The sequence below is a fragment of the Marinobacter similis genome (assembly GCF_000830985.1).
GTDB lineage: Bacteria > Pseudomonadota > Gammaproteobacteria > Pseudomonadales > Oleiphilaceae > Marinobacter > Marinobacter similis.
Genome location: NZ_CP007151.1, coordinates 3,389,166 through 3,404,782, shown reverse-complemented (window position 1 = coordinate 3,404,782; position 15,617 = coordinate 3,389,166). Strand labels below are relative to the sequence as shown.

11 protein-coding genes and 2 pseudogenes are annotated in these 15,617 nt (G+C 58.5%); 7 read left to right on the top strand and 6 right to left on the bottom strand.

From position 1 onward, the window contains the following. Positions 1 to 172: 172 nt before the first annotated feature. Positions 173 to 1,102, top strand: coding sequence for a 2-hydroxyacid dehydrogenase (locus AU14_RS15740; RefSeq protein WP_041342358.1), 930 nt, complete (start codon positions 173 to 175; stop codon positions 1,100 to 1,102). On the opposite strand, the gene AU14_RS15735 is transcribed toward AU14_RS15740, so the two are convergent. After that, complete coding sequence (locus tag AU14_RS15735) at positions 1,088 to 2,431, bottom strand: hypothetical protein (RefSeq protein ID WP_041344052.1); 1,344 nt, start codon at positions 2,429 to 2,431, stop codon at positions 1,088 to 1,090. The two genes, AU14_RS15740 and AU14_RS15735, sit on opposite strands and share 15 nt — an antisense overlap. Positions 2,432 to 2,660: 229 nt before the next feature. On the opposite strand from AU14_RS15735, the gene AU14_RS15730 reads away from it, so the two are divergent. Both AU14_RS15730 and AU14_RS23030 read left to right on the top strand, forming a co-directional pair. Further along, on the top strand, positions 2,661 to 3,866 hold the full coding sequence (locus AU14_RS15730; protein ID WP_041342355.1) for a 3-oxoadipyl-CoA thiolase: 1,206 nt from the start codon (positions 2,661 to 2,663) through the stop codon (positions 3,864 to 3,866). A 21-nt stretch (positions 3,867 to 3,887) separates the two neighbouring features. After that, positions 3,888 to 5,061 (top strand): annotated as a pseudogene (locus AU14_RS23030) (acyl-CoA dehydrogenase). Here the strand turns inward: AU14_RS23030 and AU14_RS15720 are convergent. The 5 genes and pseudogenes from AU14_RS15720 to AU14_RS15700 all read right to left on the bottom strand — a co-directional run bounded on the left by AU14_RS15720 (position 5,046) and on the right by AU14_RS15700 (position 11,869). Next, on the bottom strand, positions 5,046 to 5,342 hold the full coding sequence (locus tag AU14_RS15720) for a hypothetical protein (protein WP_148312766.1): 297 nt from the start codon (positions 5,340 to 5,342) through the stop codon (positions 5,046 to 5,048). The pseudogene AU14_RS23030 and the gene AU14_RS15720 sit on opposite strands and share 16 nt — an antisense overlap. 88 nt (positions 5,343 to 5,430) lie before the next feature. Beyond that, positions 5,431 to 6,792 carry a DUF1329 domain-containing protein gene (locus tag AU14_RS15715; RefSeq protein ID WP_041342349.1) on the bottom strand — a complete coding sequence of 454 codons (1,362 nt, stop codon included), beginning with the start codon at positions 6,790 to 6,792 and terminating at the stop codon, positions 5,431 to 5,433. A 32-nt stretch (positions 6,793 to 6,824) separates the two neighbouring features. Then, positions 6,825 to 8,752: pseudogene (locus AU14_RS15710) on the bottom strand (DUF1302 domain-containing protein). A gap of 122 nt (positions 8,753 to 8,874) precedes the next feature. Continuing rightward, on the bottom strand, positions 8,875 to 10,494 hold the full coding sequence (locus AU14_RS15705) for a hypothetical protein (RefSeq protein ID WP_041342346.1): 1,620 nt from the start codon (positions 10,492 to 10,494) through the stop codon (positions 8,875 to 8,877). After that, positions 10,445 to 11,869 (bottom strand): hypothetical protein, encoded by a 1,425-nt coding sequence (locus AU14_RS15700; protein WP_041342343.1) that lies wholly within the window; start codon positions 11,867 to 11,869, stop codon positions 10,445 to 10,447. Before AU14_RS15700 ends, AU14_RS15705 begins: the two co-directional genes overlap by 50 nt. Positions 11,870 to 12,155: 286 nt before the next feature. Between AU14_RS15700 and AU14_RS24065 the strand changes: the two genes are divergently transcribed. The 4 genes from AU14_RS24065 (at position 12,156) to AU14_RS15675 (ending at position 15,356) form a co-directional block, all read left to right on the top strand. Next, positions 12,156 to 13,406, top strand: a complete 1,251-nt coding sequence (locus AU14_RS24065; protein ID WP_456237726.1) for a sigma-70 family RNA polymerase sigma factor — start codon at positions 12,156 to 12,158, stop codon at positions 13,404 to 13,406. Beyond that, a complete protein-coding gene (locus AU14_RS15685; RefSeq protein WP_148312764.1) occupies positions 13,403 to 13,873 on the top strand; it encodes a hypothetical protein in 471 nt (156 codons plus the stop codon). The genes AU14_RS24065 and AU14_RS15685 overlap by 4 nt, the downstream gene beginning before the upstream one ends. A gap of 173 nt (positions 13,874 to 14,046) precedes the next feature. Further along, positions 14,047 to 14,637, top strand: a complete 591-nt coding sequence (locus tag AU14_RS15680; protein ID WP_148312763.1) for a tetratricopeptide repeat protein — start codon at positions 14,047 to 14,049, stop codon at positions 14,635 to 14,637. Further along, positions 14,634 to 15,356 (top strand): outer membrane beta-barrel protein, encoded by a 723-nt coding sequence (locus AU14_RS15675; RefSeq protein WP_041342337.1) that lies wholly within the window; start codon positions 14,634 to 14,636, stop codon positions 15,354 to 15,356. Before AU14_RS15680 ends, AU14_RS15675 begins: the two co-directional genes overlap by 4 nt. The last annotated feature ends 261 nt before the right edge of the window (positions 15,357 to 15,617 follow it).

Here is a 15,617-nt window from a genome sequence, read left to right as displayed (position 1 = left end):
TCAAAAAACGTTCAAAATTCGTGCCGATTTTGAAACACTATTCCCCAATGTCTCAAGCTAACGGGTGATTTCGGTCATCATTAACGGTAACTACCGGTACTTTTCGGGATAATATTCTGCCAAGCAGAACAGCATAGCGAGATCGTTTCGCTTTTTCGAACACGGAGGCTTCATGAAAGTGCTTTTTGTCGCCGGGGACCCCAAACCCGAACGCTGGACCCAGCCCATTCAAGAGCTTCTGCCCGAAGCCGAGATCGTGACCTGGGCTCCGAACGGCGACCCGGTCCACGCCGACTACGCCATTGTCTGGCGGCCACCGGCGGAACTGTTCACCCGGGAGCCGCACCTGAAAGCGATTTTTAACCTCGGCGCCGGCGTCGACGGCCTGATGTCGCTGCCCGAACTGCCGGCCGACCTCACGCTGGTTCGCCTTGAAGATGCCGGCATGTCGGTGCAGATGGCCGAACACGTGGTGCACCAGCTACTGGAAATCAGTCGCAACATGCAGGTGTACCGCGCCCAGCAGGCTCAGCACCAGTGGCAGCTTCACCGCCCGATCAAACGGAGTGAGTGGCCCATTGGCGTCATGGGTATGGGCCAGATTGGCGCACGGGTCGCCAGCACCCTGGCCAGCCTGGATTACCAGGTAAACGGCTGGGCACGCAGCGAGCACTCGTTGGCGGGCGTAACCACCTTTGCCGGCCCCGACGGCCTGACGCCATTTCTGCAGGCTTCCCGGGTACTGGTGAACACTCTGCCGCTCACAGACGACACCCGGGATTTGATTAATTACGACTTGCTCAGCCAACTCCAGCCCGATTCGGTGGTTATCAACGTCGGCCGGGGCGAGCACCTGGTGGAAGACGACCTGCTCAAAGCCCTGGATGACGGGCGGGTAGCCCGGGCTTCTCTGGACGTTTTCCGGCAGGAGCCGCTGCCAGCGGATCATCCGTTCTGGCAGCATCCGAACATCATCGTCACGCCCCACATCTCGGCGCGTTCGCTGCGGGAATCGACGCTGGAACAAATCACCGCAAAAATCCGGGCCCATGCTCAGGGCGAAACCATCACCGGCGTGGTTGATCGGTCACGGGGCTATTAAGGCCAGGAACGCCAGCAACAGCGGTACGGCAATGACCACGAACAGGCCGTTCCAGCGGAAGGCCACCTTCCATCGGGACACCTGGCCAAACCGGGACAGCAGCATGACCGAGGGCCCGAACGGTGACAGCATCATGGCCAGTGAGAAGCCAATCACCAGAGCCACTGACACTGGCAACGGATTCATTCCCTCAGCCACCAGCTGCGGCAGCAGGCCGGCGAGTATGCTCAGCACCGTGATCGGTATGATGCCGATCGCCGACATCATCGGCAGTATCAGCAAACCGGCGGCGGCAAGCAGGAAGACGCCACCGTCAGCACTGGCCAGCCCGCTGAGGGCGTCGCTCGGGATGACGCTGGAGAGGGCCACGCCCAGGATGGCAGAGGCCGCAAAGATTCCCATCTCATTGCTCATGGAGACGACCTGCTCGGCACTCTCCCGGACAATGGCCGCCGGGGCACGCTCCTTCCACAGCATGTACAACAAGGTAATGGCAGGCACCGCCAGCATCGCCGCGGCAGACACTTTTAATCCGGTCAGTACCACCAGCACCGCCATCGCGGTGAACACCACCAGCATCAATACCAGCAACCCCAACGTACCGGCGGGCCACCGCTCCAGGGCTACCCGCTCAGCACTGACCTGCCGGAACCGGCGCTGCTCCAGCAGCCAGCCCAGCAGGATCAGACCCACGGCAACCAGGGCACCGAACGGCAACAACGTCGACCAGTTCAGCGACGGTAGCTCGCGGGTCAGGATGGCCACCGCTACGCTGGTCGGAGCTACCAAAGGCACCAGGGCAAAGCCCCGCAACACACTGATCAGCACACTGCGCAACCAGCGCAACCGCGATTGACCAGTAATGCCCCGCTCACGCAGGGTCTCGGACAAGGTGCCGCAGAGCAGATTCATCATGCCGAAATTCAGCACCGAGGCGACGCCGCAACTGACGACCGCGTATTTCGGGTACAGCCAGAGTGGGCGTCCTCCGAGCAGCACATCGTGAATCTGCCGCAGCACCTCGAAACGCCGAACGAGGCACTGCATCAGCCCCAGGCTACCCAGGAATGCGGCGTAAAAGCCGGCGTCGGCCGACGCCTTCATCAGTTGCGGTACCGCGAGCTCGCCGTGATAAGTCAGCCACGCCGTGACCGACAGCGCCAACAATAACAGGCCACGGGAATAGCCCTGCAGACGCCGACCGGCAAACAGGAAGCCAACCAGGAACAGCCCGCCGGCCAGCGCGCTGAGGGGTTTGCTGGCCACGCACATAGCCAGCAACTGCAGCGCCACGGCGATGGTCAGCAACCAGTGCTCGATACCTTTCACACGAATCACTCGAAGTTCTGAGCTCGTCACACCGAACCCAGCGATGGAAGCTTAGCGACTGCTTGCATTTTAAACACACCCGGATTAGTCTTTTCGCAACTCATTACAAAACTCTGTTTCGCTGAATGAAACTATATTAGCATAAATTACGTGGTTTGGCCGGCGACTATCTTCGCCGGTTTAATCCGCCCACAATGACATACAGTCGCTTTAAATAGAGGAAGCCGCCATGAGCGCGTACATCTACGATGGCCTGAGAACCGCTTTCGGCCGTCACGCCGGTGCCCTGGCCAAGGTGCGACCAGACGACCTTCTTGCCAGCGTGATCAAAGCCCTGGTGGAGCGCAACGCTTTCGCACTCGACGCCTATGAAGACGTGATCGCCGGCTGCACCAATCAGGCCGGCGAAGATGCCCGCAACCTGGCCCGCCACGCCGGCCTGCTGGCTGGCCTGCCGGTTGAGACCGGCGGCCTGACGGTTAACCGCCTATGCGGCTCCGGCCTCGCGGCGATCATCGATTCGGCTCGCGCCATCCGTTGTGGCGAAGGCGAGCTGTTTGTTGCCGGCGGTGCTGAGAGCATGAGCCGGGCCCCATTTGTTATGGCCAAGAGCGAGTCGCCTTTCAGCCGCGATTTCCGGGCTTTCGACAGCACTATTGGTGCCCGCTTCCCGAACCCGCGCATTGAAGCCGACTTCGGCTCCGACAGCATGCCGGAGACCGCCGATAATATTGCCCGGGAACTGAATCTGGATCGGGAGCTGGTGGACCAGTTCGCCGCCCAGAGCCAGGCCCGGTTCGAAGCCGCTCGTCAAAACGGCTTCTACGACAACGAAATCCTGCCCATTGAGGTTCCCCAGGGCCGCAAAAAGCCAGCCCTGACCGTAAACGCAGACGAACATCCGCGGCCACAGTCCACGGCGGAAGCCCTGTCCGGCCTGCGCCCGCTGTTTGAGGGTGGCGTAGTAACCGCCGGCAACGCCTCTGGCATCAACGACGGTGCCGCGGCCCTGATCATCGGTTCTCTCGAGGCCGGCGAGCGTGCCGGCATCCAGCCCCGGGCGCGCATTGTGTCGTCTGCCATCGCCGGCGTCTCGCCCGAGGTCATGGGTTATGGCCCGGTTCCCGCCAGTGAGAAAGCCCTGGCCCGGGCCGGTCTGACGCTCAAGGATATGGACGTTATCGAAATCAACGAGGCCTTTGCTGCACAGGTCCTCGGATGCACCACCCGGTTGGGCATTGATCCAACCGATTCACGACTGAATCCGAACGGCGGCGCCATTGCAGTGGGCCACCCACTGGGTGCGTCCGGCGCTCGTATCGCTCTCACAGCTACCCGCCAGCTTGAACGCAGCGGCGGACGCTACGCGCTGATCAGCATGTGCATTGGTGTAGGCCAGGGCATTGCTGCTGTGATCGAACGCGTTAACCACTGAATTTTACTGAGGAGAAACACCATGGCTCTGGCTTCTGCACCCTGGGATGACCTGCTGCAATTCGACAAGCAACTGGATGAGACCGAACGTCAGGTTCGGGACAGCATCCGCAGCTTTTGTGACCAACGCCTGATGCCCGGCATTATTGAGGCTAACCGGCACGAAACCTTCGATCGCACTATCTTCAACCAGATGGGCGAGCTGGGTATGCTCGGCGCTACCCTGCCGGAAGAGTACGGCGGCCCGGGCCTGAACCACGTCTGCTATGGCTGATTGCCCGTGAAGTCGAGCGGTTGATTCGGCGTATCGCTCTGCCTTGAGCGTGCAGTCGTCGCTGGTTATGCACCCGATCTACACCTTCGGCCAGGAAGCGTTGAAAAAGCGCATTCTGCCCAAGCTGGCGTCCGGCGAACTGGTGGGCTGCTTTGGCCTGACCGAGCCCAACCATGGCTCCGACCCCGCTGGCATGGAAACCCGTGCCAAGAAAGTTGATGGCGGCTACCTGGTGAGCGGTTCCAAAACCTGGATCACCAACTCTCCCATTGCCGACGTATTCGTGGTCTGGGCCAAGCTGGATGGCAAGGTAACCGGCTTTGTGATCGAGCGCGAAGGCGCCACCGGGCTGGACACGCCCAAGATTCCGGGCAAATTCTCCCTGCGAGCTTCGGAAACCGGCTCCATCTTCATGGACGAGGTGTTTGTTCCCGACGAGAACAAACTGGATGTGGAAGGCCTGAAAGGTCCGTTCAGCTGCCTGAACAAAGCCCGTTTCGGCATCAGCTGGGGTTCATTGGGTGCAGCCGAATTCTGCTGGCACGCAGCTCGCAGCTATACCCTGGAGCGCATCCAGTTCGGTAAGCCGCTGGCGGCCAATCAGCTGATCCAGAAGAAGCTGGTCGACATGCAGACGGAAATCACCCTGGGCCTGCAAGCTGCCCTGCAGCTGGGCCGGATGATGGACGATGGCACCGCTACGCCCGACGCTATCTCATTGCTCAAGCGCAACAACTGCGGTAAATCTCTGGACATTGCCCGGGTTGCCCGTGACATGCACGGCGGCAACGGCATTGCCGACGAATACCACGTTATTCGTCACGTGATGAATCTTGAGGCCGTCAATACCTACGAAGGTACTCACGACGTTCACGCCCTGATCCTTGGCCGTGGCCAGACCGGCATTCAGGCTTTTAGCTGAACCACGTTCGCATCGGGTGCAAGAGCCAGCAGGGCGTTACACAGCTCGCAGTCTGGCTCTTTGCACTCGGTGATCGAATGCTGCACAAACTGCCGGACACGCTCCGGATTTTCCCTTCTCAATACCCCGGTACAAATCGTCACGTGACGGTAGAGCGCCTCAATAGCCTCCAGTCGTGACCGATAGGGACCAAGCTCCGGAATTTCCCGGGTCTTCACCAGCCACTCCCCTTCCCGAGCCAGCATGCGTTTGTCGATCTCGACCAACGGTCGGCTACCCATGATTCCAATCATCGCTTATTACCTCCGTTAACCGACAAACCCCGGGAGCGGAAACCGCTGCCGGGGGGTAGTCACTATCAGTACGTCATTAGCGAACGCCTGACCGACGCAGTGCTGCAGGGGTGTACTCCCGCGAGCTACGCTCGGTACCGTATTCGTACGGCGTATCTTCTTCGTTGGTCATGCCCATCACCAGGTAGCGACCGGACAGCAGGTCGTACAGGGTTTCAAAGGCATAGGCCGGGATGTTGGCATCGTAGATCTGCATAGTGTGTGCTTCAGCTACGCGCCACAGGTTGCCACGGCCGTCGTAGTGATCGACCAGCGAGATCTGCCAGGTGTCTTCATCCAGGTAGAAGTCACGCTGTTCGTAAACGTGACGCTCTTCGTCCTTCAGGGTCGCCTTGACGTGCCATACACGGTGCAGCTCGTAACGAGTCAGGCTCTGGTCAATGTGACCCGGCTTGATAATGTCCTCGTAGTCCAGCTCACCGCTGGCAGCACGGTAGGAGTTGTACGGAATGTACACTTCTTTCTTGCCCACCAGTTCCCAGTTGTACTTGTCCGGTGCACCGTTATAGAGGTCGAGGTTATCGGATGTACGCTGACCGTCGGCCGCAGTACCCGGACCGTCGTAGGCTACGTTCGGTGCGCGACGAACACGACGCTGACCAGAGTTGTACAACCACGCCCGGCGCGGCTCTTTAACCTGGTTGATGGTCTCGTGAACCAGCAGAACGTTACCGGCCAGACGTGAAGGCGCAGTGATCGCCTGCTTGAAGTAGAACATCACGTTCGGATCTTCGGACGGATCGTAGTCGGTCAGCGCGACCCGCTCAGTGAACGACTCGGTGAATTTCACCGGGCTGAAGTCACCGTTAGGCTGCGGCGTAACCTGAGCCACGTTACGGGTGAACGAGCCACCGCGGTAACGGGTGATGTGGTTGAAGATTGCTTCCAGACCGTTTTGCGGAATCGGGAACGGAGTCGCGGTCTGGTAGTTTTTCAGGCCGTTGCCACTTTCCACCAGCTCTACTTTACTGGCGTTCTCGATGGTCTGCTCCATAACTTCGGCCGGATAGGTACCGGTGCGACGGGTCTGGTAGACCGGCAGGAAGTAATCGTCATAATTTTTGATCATCGCGATCTGGCCCGGAGTCAGGTTCTCCGAGTACTGATCCACGTTGCTCTGGTCAATGCGGAACAGCTCTTTGTCTTCCGGGAACGGATTCACATAACGGCCGTCGCCCTTGAAGCCCGCAGGTGCCTGGGTCAAACCACCATCCCAGGCCGGAATTTCGTCGCCGTTACCAGCTTTGGTGGCGCCCATCGGAGTCAGGGTATCACCAAGCTTGGCCGCTTCCTCGGCGGAGACCGCCGCGAGGGCGGATCCCGAGGTCAGCAGGGCGCTGGCTACAGCGCCGTACATCAGGGTTCTCATGGTGCTCATCGAGTTAACTCCTTTTACGAGTCGTTGGTTGCTTAGAATGAGTAGGAGACGGAGGCCGCGATGAAGTCGCGATCGCTGGTCTCGTTGTAATCGCCGCCAAAATAGTTGGTGTAACTGATGTTGGCTTTGTAAGCGTTCTGGTAAGTGGCCTCGAGCCCCAGACCGATCGACTTGTTGCCTTCCTTGAAGTTGCCGCCTGGATCCGGCGCATAACCTTTAACGTCGTGGCTCCAGAACAGCCTTGGACGCATGTTGATACCGGCCACGGCATCCGGGTAATCCCAGACGAACAGAGTCCGGTAGCCCCAGGAGAAGGAGGTGGTGAAGCCGTCGCCGCCACAGTTGGTCGGGTTGATATTCAGGCGCGTCGGATCGCCACTTTCACGCCGTCTATTGTCTTCGTTGCCATTGCTCGGGCCGCTGCTGCAGAAATCGCCGGTAAAGTTTTCACCTTCGAGGGGAACCGGGCCTACACCGTAGATACCGGAACGGCCGTAACGAGCTTCGGACTTGTCTGCCAGATCGTGCACGTAGGTCGCACCGACTTCAGCCACGATGATGAAACGGGCTGCGCCCATAACACGGTCGATGAAGTGAATCGCGGTGGCCTGGGCCTGGGATACGCCGTAACGGTCATAGCCATCAACAGCGGTACCAGCATAGGTGCCGCCTTTTTCTGCCCGGCGCTGTTCCAACTTACTGATGATCTGACCATCCGGACCGCGCTGCTGCAGGCCACCGTAGATCAGCTCAAAGGTGTTCCACTGGATCGGCATGTTCGGACGGTAGCTGTACTCTGCACCGAGCGAGGTGCCAGTTGGCAGCGTGGTGTTGATACTCACGCCGTACAGGTCGATGCCCTTCGGGTACTCGATGAAGTAACTGGGGAACCGAGAAGCCGGCTTGGACGGATCAAACTGCTGGGTTTCGTCCGCATCCGAGGGATTATTCACGATGCCACTGATGTACGGCAGGCGGCTGTGGTAACGGGTGTAGTACACACCGAACTCAGCGTTCAGATCCGTAGCAAAGTAGCGGGCCGCGACACCGAACTGATCCTTGTCACCAGGCTCTTTATCGCCGATACGTGGTGCGATGAAGCCTTCTTCGAAGGCCTGGGAATCCGGTACCTGGCCAGCCAGCAGTACCGGGCCACAGCCATCGGCAGCTACGTCAGCAGATGAGAAGAAGGTGCCGCAATCGTCGATGCGGAACGGCTCCCAATCGGTCTGGACAAAGGCTTCAACGGTAATTTCTTCAGTCACACCCGCTGAGGTGTATAGCATCTCAACCGGCAGCAGTACGTCTTTAAGCTCGGCACCCGGGGCGCGGAACGCCGGCACGTCGATCGGGCTGACGGCGTTGATACCACCCAGAATGAAGGTACTCTCACCCCAGTTCACCACCTGACGGCCGTAACGGATGGATACCGGGGTATCGCCGAAGTACCAGTCGGTAAACACGTAGCGTCCAGCAGATCAACGCCAGAAGCGTTGTCCTTCGCCTCGGGGTTCAGCTCACGCTGCTGGCCCACCGGGTCCGTTGCGCGCGGGTTATCCTTGAGCTCGAAGTCGTAGTAGTAGCTGGCACGAGCCAGTGCGCCGACCCGGGTCAGGGTGTCGCTGTCTGGCGCGTAGTCCAGAAACAGCTCACTACGGCCACGGGCGATGGTGGAGTAAGGCTCGTTCTTCTCAAAGTTCAGGTTACCGTCGTCGAAGTTGTTGGACGACGCACCTTCGTTGCTGAAAGCGAATTCTGGACCCAGGTTACCCTGGGTGATCAGGCTCTTGTCCTGATTTTCCAGGCGGTAGGCGGTACCGACGGTCAGCGTGGTGCTGAAGGAGGCATCAATCTCGTAGATGCTGAAATCGAAGGCCGCGGCCGTGGCCGAGAGACAGGCCAGCTTCACAGCCACTGCCAGGCGAATCGACTTGGGCAGTTTAGAAGTTTTTGTTGTCATTGCGTTTGCTCCGCAAGTTTTGGGCAAAGCCTCCCCCGTGTGGCGAGGCTAACGCCTTGATTTACTTGAATTCGAAAGAGTGTCCTGATCAGGTGGCCCGCAAGCTTGGGCCACCACTGTCATCAGGCTCCGAAGATGTCTCCGATGATGTCGCCAGCGCCGCCACCAGTGTCGCCGTCATCACCTGAATCGCCACCGGAGCCACCTTCGCTGCCGTCACCGGCATCGCTGTTGCCCTCGGCAGAGCAGTCGGTGCCTGAGGTATCGGCACCTTTGACCACGCAAGGGTTATCAACAGTAAGACTGTTCTCGGCCTCGGCATCCTGGGTAAACAGCTCCAGCATCTGTGCAGTCATTTCGGTGAACACTGCACTTGAGGAGAAGGCATCCGCACCCTTCTGGCCGGCGGAAATTGGATTACCGTGAGAACCTTCGAGGTAACGAGTGATCAGCGGAAGGGTCGCACCCGCATCTGGTGTCGACTCGGCATTCATCGCAGCCGCCAGTGGATCCGTGCCCGCCAGAGGCATATTCTCGCCCTCAATCACAAAGCCGGTTTCCGGAATGGTGGTCGCCAGCGGACCAAGCAGGTATTCGACAGCATCTGCCGCATTTGGAACCGTGTCATCGGTCGGACGATCGGCGTCATCCGGAACACCGACAATCTCTGTCAGTAGGACTCGTTCATCTCTGTAAAGAGGCGCAAAGGCGGTCGGATCGGCGGAATCCAGCAGGCCCTGGAACACGTTGAAGTAGATGTTCAACTCGGTCCGGCCCTGGGTCAGGATGCCGTCCGAGGCATCGTCCAGCCCAGGCAACACACGTGGCGCCACGGATTGGGAGTTCTCCACCAGGCGCGCGAAGCCACCGCCTGTGTTAAGGAAATTGGACGCCGTGATCGGGTTCAGGTTGGCGTTGTCAGCCGCAGCAACGTTGGTCACGTAAGGCACAGCCGCGCCGCCCATACCGCTCAAGGAGTGGGTTACGAAGTAGACCCGGTCAGTGTTGATTTGCAGACCGGTGCAGGGGCCACAGTTGTTGATGGCATCTTCAATGGCTTGCAACGACGCGTTGACATTGAACAGGTCCAGAGCGCCTTGGCGCATGTTGTCCCGGGTATTGGCGTAATTGGCAAAGTTCAGGAACAGGCTGCCAGACTCCGGGGCTTCAAGTTCTGCCGCCGCAACTGCATTCAGATCTGCGTCAGCAGCAAAGCCGAAATGACGTTCTGTAGCCTCGGCTGAAGCTCCGTCCTGCGAGCTGATGGGCGTGAGCCCGACAATCCCTGTATCGAAAATGCCGTGCAGCGGTTGGTCAATACCAATGGTTACGAAGCAATCATCAGCCGGCTCAGCAATACAGGTAAGACCGGCAGCTGTGGCCAATGGCAGGATCGCCGAGCGGTCCGTGGTGGCTGCATGCTGATAGATAATGACCGGGAATCCGCCAGTCGGCGTTGCCTGGGTTTCCTCTGGCGCCGCTACGACGATCGGAACTGAAGTATCAGCCGTTTTGCCGGCGAATGGGAAACGGTAGGAGATACGATCAGAGGGTGCCGCATCCAGGCTCTCTTCTCCGGAAAAATCAGCCGGCTGCCAGCTAGACGTTTTCAAGACATCACCACTGCCTTCCTCCGGCAGGGCCTGAAAATAAGGCAGCGTGATCTCACCCTCGTAGACGCGAATATCCAGATCAACCGCGAGCTCCCCCAGACCAACACTTTGGCGCAGAGCCGGATTCACATCGCCGCCGTCTTTTTGGCTGAAAATGGTTACCGGCCGTGGCTTGGGGGAATCCAGCACAGCATCGGCGCGGTGGCCATGGCCGTCGCGTCGGCTTCCACATCGATATTGGCGTCGGTGGCCAATGCGGTCGCAACCTGGATAGCGTGAGCCAGGCGACGGTCAGCGTCTTCGTCCGCAACGACATCGCTGTACGCCACGGCAGTGCACTGGTGTTGGCATCGGCGAGGATGGTGGCGAGCGCCTCGTCGTACAGACGGAACGAGGTATCGGTCAGCGTCGCGAAAATCGCAGAGTTCAGGTTCGCCTCGGCAGTGCTCGCGTCCTCAGCCAGGGGTTGATCGCTCAGGTTGTAGAAGCCGTCGAACAGCTTCTCGAGCTCTTCCTGACGCTGCTCAACCTTCAACGACGAACGGAAGTAAGTGACTGGCGCGGCATTGGCCAGCAACACATCTTCCACCGCGGTGGTGGTGATGGCTGTTGCGTAAGGCACATCGTCAAAATCAGCGGCGAAGCCGGCAGACGCCGGATACTCACGTTTGAAATCGAAATAATCGGCGGCCAGTCTCCGGGCCGGGAGCATTGCGTCACGGAACGGCTGGAAAGCCCCGTTCGACAGAACCCGATCGGGATCAGCAACCGACTGATAGGTTGGAGAACCAACCAGGGGCTCACCGTTGGCATCCACAATGTCGTTGGTCACGGCGAGCACGTACTGGGTCTTGGCGGCCAGCGGGGTCAGCGGCAATACCCGGATCAAGTTGTTCTGGCCACCGTCAATATCCAGCAACTCAACCCGCACCTTCTCGGCCAGCAGGTCGCTGAAAATAGCATCGGCAGCGGCAGTATCTCCCGCGTCCTGCAGGCGCAGAGCTTCACGGTAACGCGCTGCAGGCGTAAGGCCCGGGGCTTCGGTAATCAGCGCCCGCACGGTATCGCCACTGGCGTACTCAACCGGAATCAGGAAGATGTTCTGGTCCGGGTTAGGAACCACTTCGCCATCTACCTCAACAAAATCCCGGGCATCGAGAACCTGCTGGCTGTCCAGACTGGCGCTGATTTTGACATCAATCGGCGCAAGCACCGAGGCACCGTCCAGAAAACCAATACCCTGGGTAACAGGGTTGGCCGGATCGCTTCCGTTCAACATGGTGCCGTCGTCAACTTCACTCAGGAAGAACAGAGCGTCACTGGGAATGACAAATTCAGTTTCCAGTGGATCAAAAAGCGGATGAGTGCCTTTCACGGTCTGGCTGCCGTTAATCCGGTACTCGGGGTTGGCGTTATTATTAGTCTGACCGCCGCTGTCAAGACAGCCTGTCAAACCTAGCGTGGCTGCCGACACGGCAGTGAACAACACGTTGCGGATAAACATACTCAATCACCTTTATAGGGTTTTTTGTAGTTCAGCGGATCCTTCGCCTTTGGGATCCTTCCACGTAGGTCTAATTGCAATGGTTCCAAGGTTAAGCGGTTTTTTTACGGGAAATCTCGTATTTTTTTGTGCGGAAGTGTGTCTGATCGCTTGCGGGCACCGGGATTTTTTACAGTTTCGGCATACCCCTGAAGTGCCCACACTGATAAACTCGCGCTACTAATAGCAACAACATCAGTTTTCTAGCGCATGATCTCCATGCAAGGTGATCATCAGGGGTAGCCATTTGGCCTTGCTTACATTTCGCCAGTCCAAGTCAAAACGCTTCGAGCACCTGGTTCATCCACACCTCCGAACTCTGCATACGTTCGCGTACCGGCTGACCGGCAACCAGCACGATGCGGAAGACCTGGTTCAGGACGTGGTGACCAAACTGTTCCCGAAAGTGGACGAGCTTGAGCAGGTAGAAGAGCTGCGACCCTGGCTGCACCGAGTGCTGTACCGCCACTTTGTGGACACCCTGCGCAAGCGGCCGACTGGCCGTGAAACCAGCGCCAGCGCCCTGGACCGGCCCGACCAGCAGACTACATTCCTCGAGTCACTACCGAGTAATGAGCTGGACCCCATGAGCCACACTGACAACGATCGGCAGAGCACCCTGCTCCGCCGGCTGATCAGTGAATTACAGCCCGACCAGCGAACCCTGCTGCTGATGCACGACTCCGAGGCTGGCGCCAGGAGGACATCGCCGAAGTACTGGGCGTGCCCCTGGGGACCATCAAATCCAGACTTCATCGAGTGCGGGCCCAACTGCGCGAAAAATTGCAAAAGGAGTTGGAACCTTTTGAGCCACAGCGACGTGGATGTCAGTGAGGTGAATGCGATGAACTGCAGCGACTTTAAAAACGATGTTGATGCCCTGGCCGCTGGCGAGGTGTCTGAAACGACCGAACGCTCTCTGCGCGACCACGCAGCATCGTGCAACGATTGCGCCATGGCCCTGGCCACCGCGCAGTACATTGCCGAACAGCTTGCTGATGATCGTGCGCCCGAGCCTGACAGCGACTTTGAGTCGCGCATCCTGAATCAGGCGACCGGGCGAACAAAAAAATCCGGGCACTCCCCTGTCTGGGGCGGTGCGATTGCAGCGGCACTGGCAGTGGGCGTTTTTATTGGCAGCCAGTTTTCGGCGACGCCCGTAGATGTAGGTGCCGAGGTTGCCGACAGCACACAGCCCGCAACGTCCGAAATAGCCAGCCCGCAGCAACAGACGGTGCGTGTTGCTTTTACATCTGCGCAGGCAGTAGAGAATGTAACGCTTACTCTTGAATTGCCGCCCAACATGGAGCTCACACCGTTCCCCGGGCGCCACAAGGTAAGCTGGAAAGTGAACCTGAAACCCGGGGACAATCTGCTGGCACTGCCGGTGAACGTGCTCTTCCCGGGCGAGGGAACGCTCGTCGCCCACTTGGGCGATGGCGAAAAGAGAAAGACCTTTAAAACTGACATTGGCAAACTAATGGAGCCATCGTCATGACAGCATGGAAGATACACACTTCACTGCTCACGAAAGTCCTCTTGATGGGACTGCTGTTGGCGCCGGGTTTGGCCTCGGCACAATCGGATCTCGACATCACCATGCGCATGGTTGCGGATGATGAAGAGCTTGATTCCTCGTTTGTGCAGGAAATGCAGATTCCGGATTCGGTCACCGAGCTGGAAGGTAATGAAGGCTTCGAGACCCTGGATGCAAGCGAGCTCTCAACGGAAGCCCAAGAGCTGTCCGAGAGCCTCTCGCTGCAAGCCCGAGAAACACGGGATGCGCTGGGCGTTGAACTGCCGGGTGAATCCGAGTTTGAACAACCGGGTGTTGAATTGCCGGGCGTAGACCTGCCCGGAGGCGATCTGCCTGAGCCAGATCTGCCTATTGGCGAACTGCCGGATACCGACCTGGATCTGCTGAAAGACAGCACCTCCACTATCGACGGCGTAACGGGCCAATAAAAAGCGTTTGCCCGATACTCCAGCAAGCTCTCTAGATGCGTAACGAATCCGTTTACGTAGACTTCCCTATTGCTATGTGATTGATCCTTACTGTGCTAGGTTAAGCCTTCGTGCCAGAGACATGGAACGTTCGATAGGCTTAACCTTTTTCAGCTTCGAGGGAAATCCGCTTGTTGTCTCGAATTTCTTTGCTGCTGTTGATGCTGTGCCTGCTCACGCCAGGAACAGCATTTTCCGACACCGAAACCTCGACAGCCAAACAGCAGATGCGAGCGGGCATCACCGCCTTTCAGAACAATAACCTTGAGCAGGCCCGAAAACTCCTGGAGGCCGCGGCAACCAAGCTTGATTCCCGAGCTCTGACCTATAACCTCGGCGTGCTCTATTACAAGTTGGGTGAGTATGACCTGGCGGAGAACGAGTTTCGCCAACTCCTGGACACCAAACAACACGGACTCGCCTTCTATAATTTGGGCTTGGTAGCGCTGGCTCAGGACAACCCACGTAAAGCCCGTTCCGCTTTCCGCAATGCCGCCATTGAAGGCGCCGAAGACAAACTTGGCAAACTGGCACGCGCCCAACTCAAAGACCTGGGCGAGATTCCACCTCCCAGCCAATGGCAGGGCCTGATCTCCCTCGCCGGTGGCTACGAAGAAAACATCGGACTTTTCCCGGATACCGCGCCAAGCAGTGTCGACGACACCTTTCTGGAATCGGTCGGCGTGGTGTCGGGCTACCCGGTGCGCAAAGGCAACGACGCATGAAGGCACAACTTCAACTTTACGGTCGCCAGTACGCCGACGAACAGGATTTCAACACCCACCTCGCCCGGTTCGACACCGCCTGGGAACGGTCCTCTGCCCCTTATCGATTCAGCCTTGGCATTGGCGGCGACCAGCTCTGGCGCGGAGGAAGCTCCCAGGAGCAGCGCGCGCGCCTGTCCGGACAGATTGCCACCAGCGCCTGCCAGCTAGGGTCCGAAGCCGCTCGCTGCATCGTTTCCGTCGACGCGGAACAGGTCTACGCCGACACACGGCTAGATGCCTACGATGGTCAGCACTACCGTCTGGACCTACGCTATAAGGCTAAAAAGGATGGCTGGCGCGGCGATGTCCGCTATCGACTGGATTACGATGATCGGGAAAACTTTGACACTGCCACCGAGTTTTACAGCGTCTCGCCAATGGGCCAGACCCTGAGATTCGGCATTGGCTACGCGTTCACCCCAGCATTCGAACTGGGCACGTCCGCAGGCTATCGTCTCAACTATTATCGTACCGCCCACCGATTGCAGACGCGCGAGGGCCTGCTGGTGATCAACCGCAAGGATCACCGTTACACGGCAGGCATTGATGGTGAATACCGGGTCAATCCCACACTCTCCGTCATCCTGGATGTGCAGATTGTGAAAAACGACAGCAACATTGCCCGCTACGATTACGACAGGCGAACAGCCAGCATTGGCGTGTCCGTTCGCCTCTAGCAACAGCAAAATCCCGGGACTGTCCATCAGGCCCGGCATGGGCCTGAATCCTCCCTACCGCCAAAAGAACACTCCTACCTTAGCTTTGAACTAACAAGGCAACCGCCTCGTTATCGATCCCCTGGCCGATAGAGTTATTGGCGCCTCCGTTCCGCTTGGCGGTATATGCTTCCGTATATTTTCGCCCTCATAACGATTTTGTCTGTCAGAATCACTTTATACATATTTCTAAAAGCCATTTTTGCTGGATTTCAGGGATTA

Excerpts from the sequence above, each read along its gene's own strand:
- AU14_RS15740 (WP_041342358.1), top strand. The coding sequence starts at position 173 with ATGAAAGTGCTTTTTGTCGCCGGGGACCCCAAACCCGAACGCTGGACC.
- AU14_RS15730 (WP_041342355.1), top strand. The coding sequence starts at position 2,661 with ATGAGCGCGTACATCTACGATGGCCTGAGAACCGCTTTCGGCCGTCAC.
- AU14_RS15720 (WP_148312766.1), bottom strand. The coding sequence starts at position 5,342 with ATGGGTAGCCGACCGTTGGTCGAGATCGACAAACGCATGCTGGCTCGG.
- AU14_RS15715 (WP_041342349.1), bottom strand. The coding sequence starts at position 6,792 with ATGAGCACCATGAGAACCCTGATGTACGGCGCTGTAGCCAGCGCCCTG.
- AU14_RS15700 (WP_041342343.1), bottom strand. The coding sequence starts at position 11,869 with ATGTTTATCCGCAACGTGTTGTTCACTGCCGTGTCGGCAGCCACGCTA.
- AU14_RS15685 (WP_148312764.1), top strand. The coding sequence starts at position 13,403 with ATGACAGCATGGAAGATACACACTTCACTGCTCACGAAAGTCCTCTTG.
- AU14_RS15675 (WP_041342337.1), top strand. The coding sequence starts at position 14,634 with ATGAAGGCACAACTTCAACTTTACGGTCGCCAGTACGCCGACGAACAG.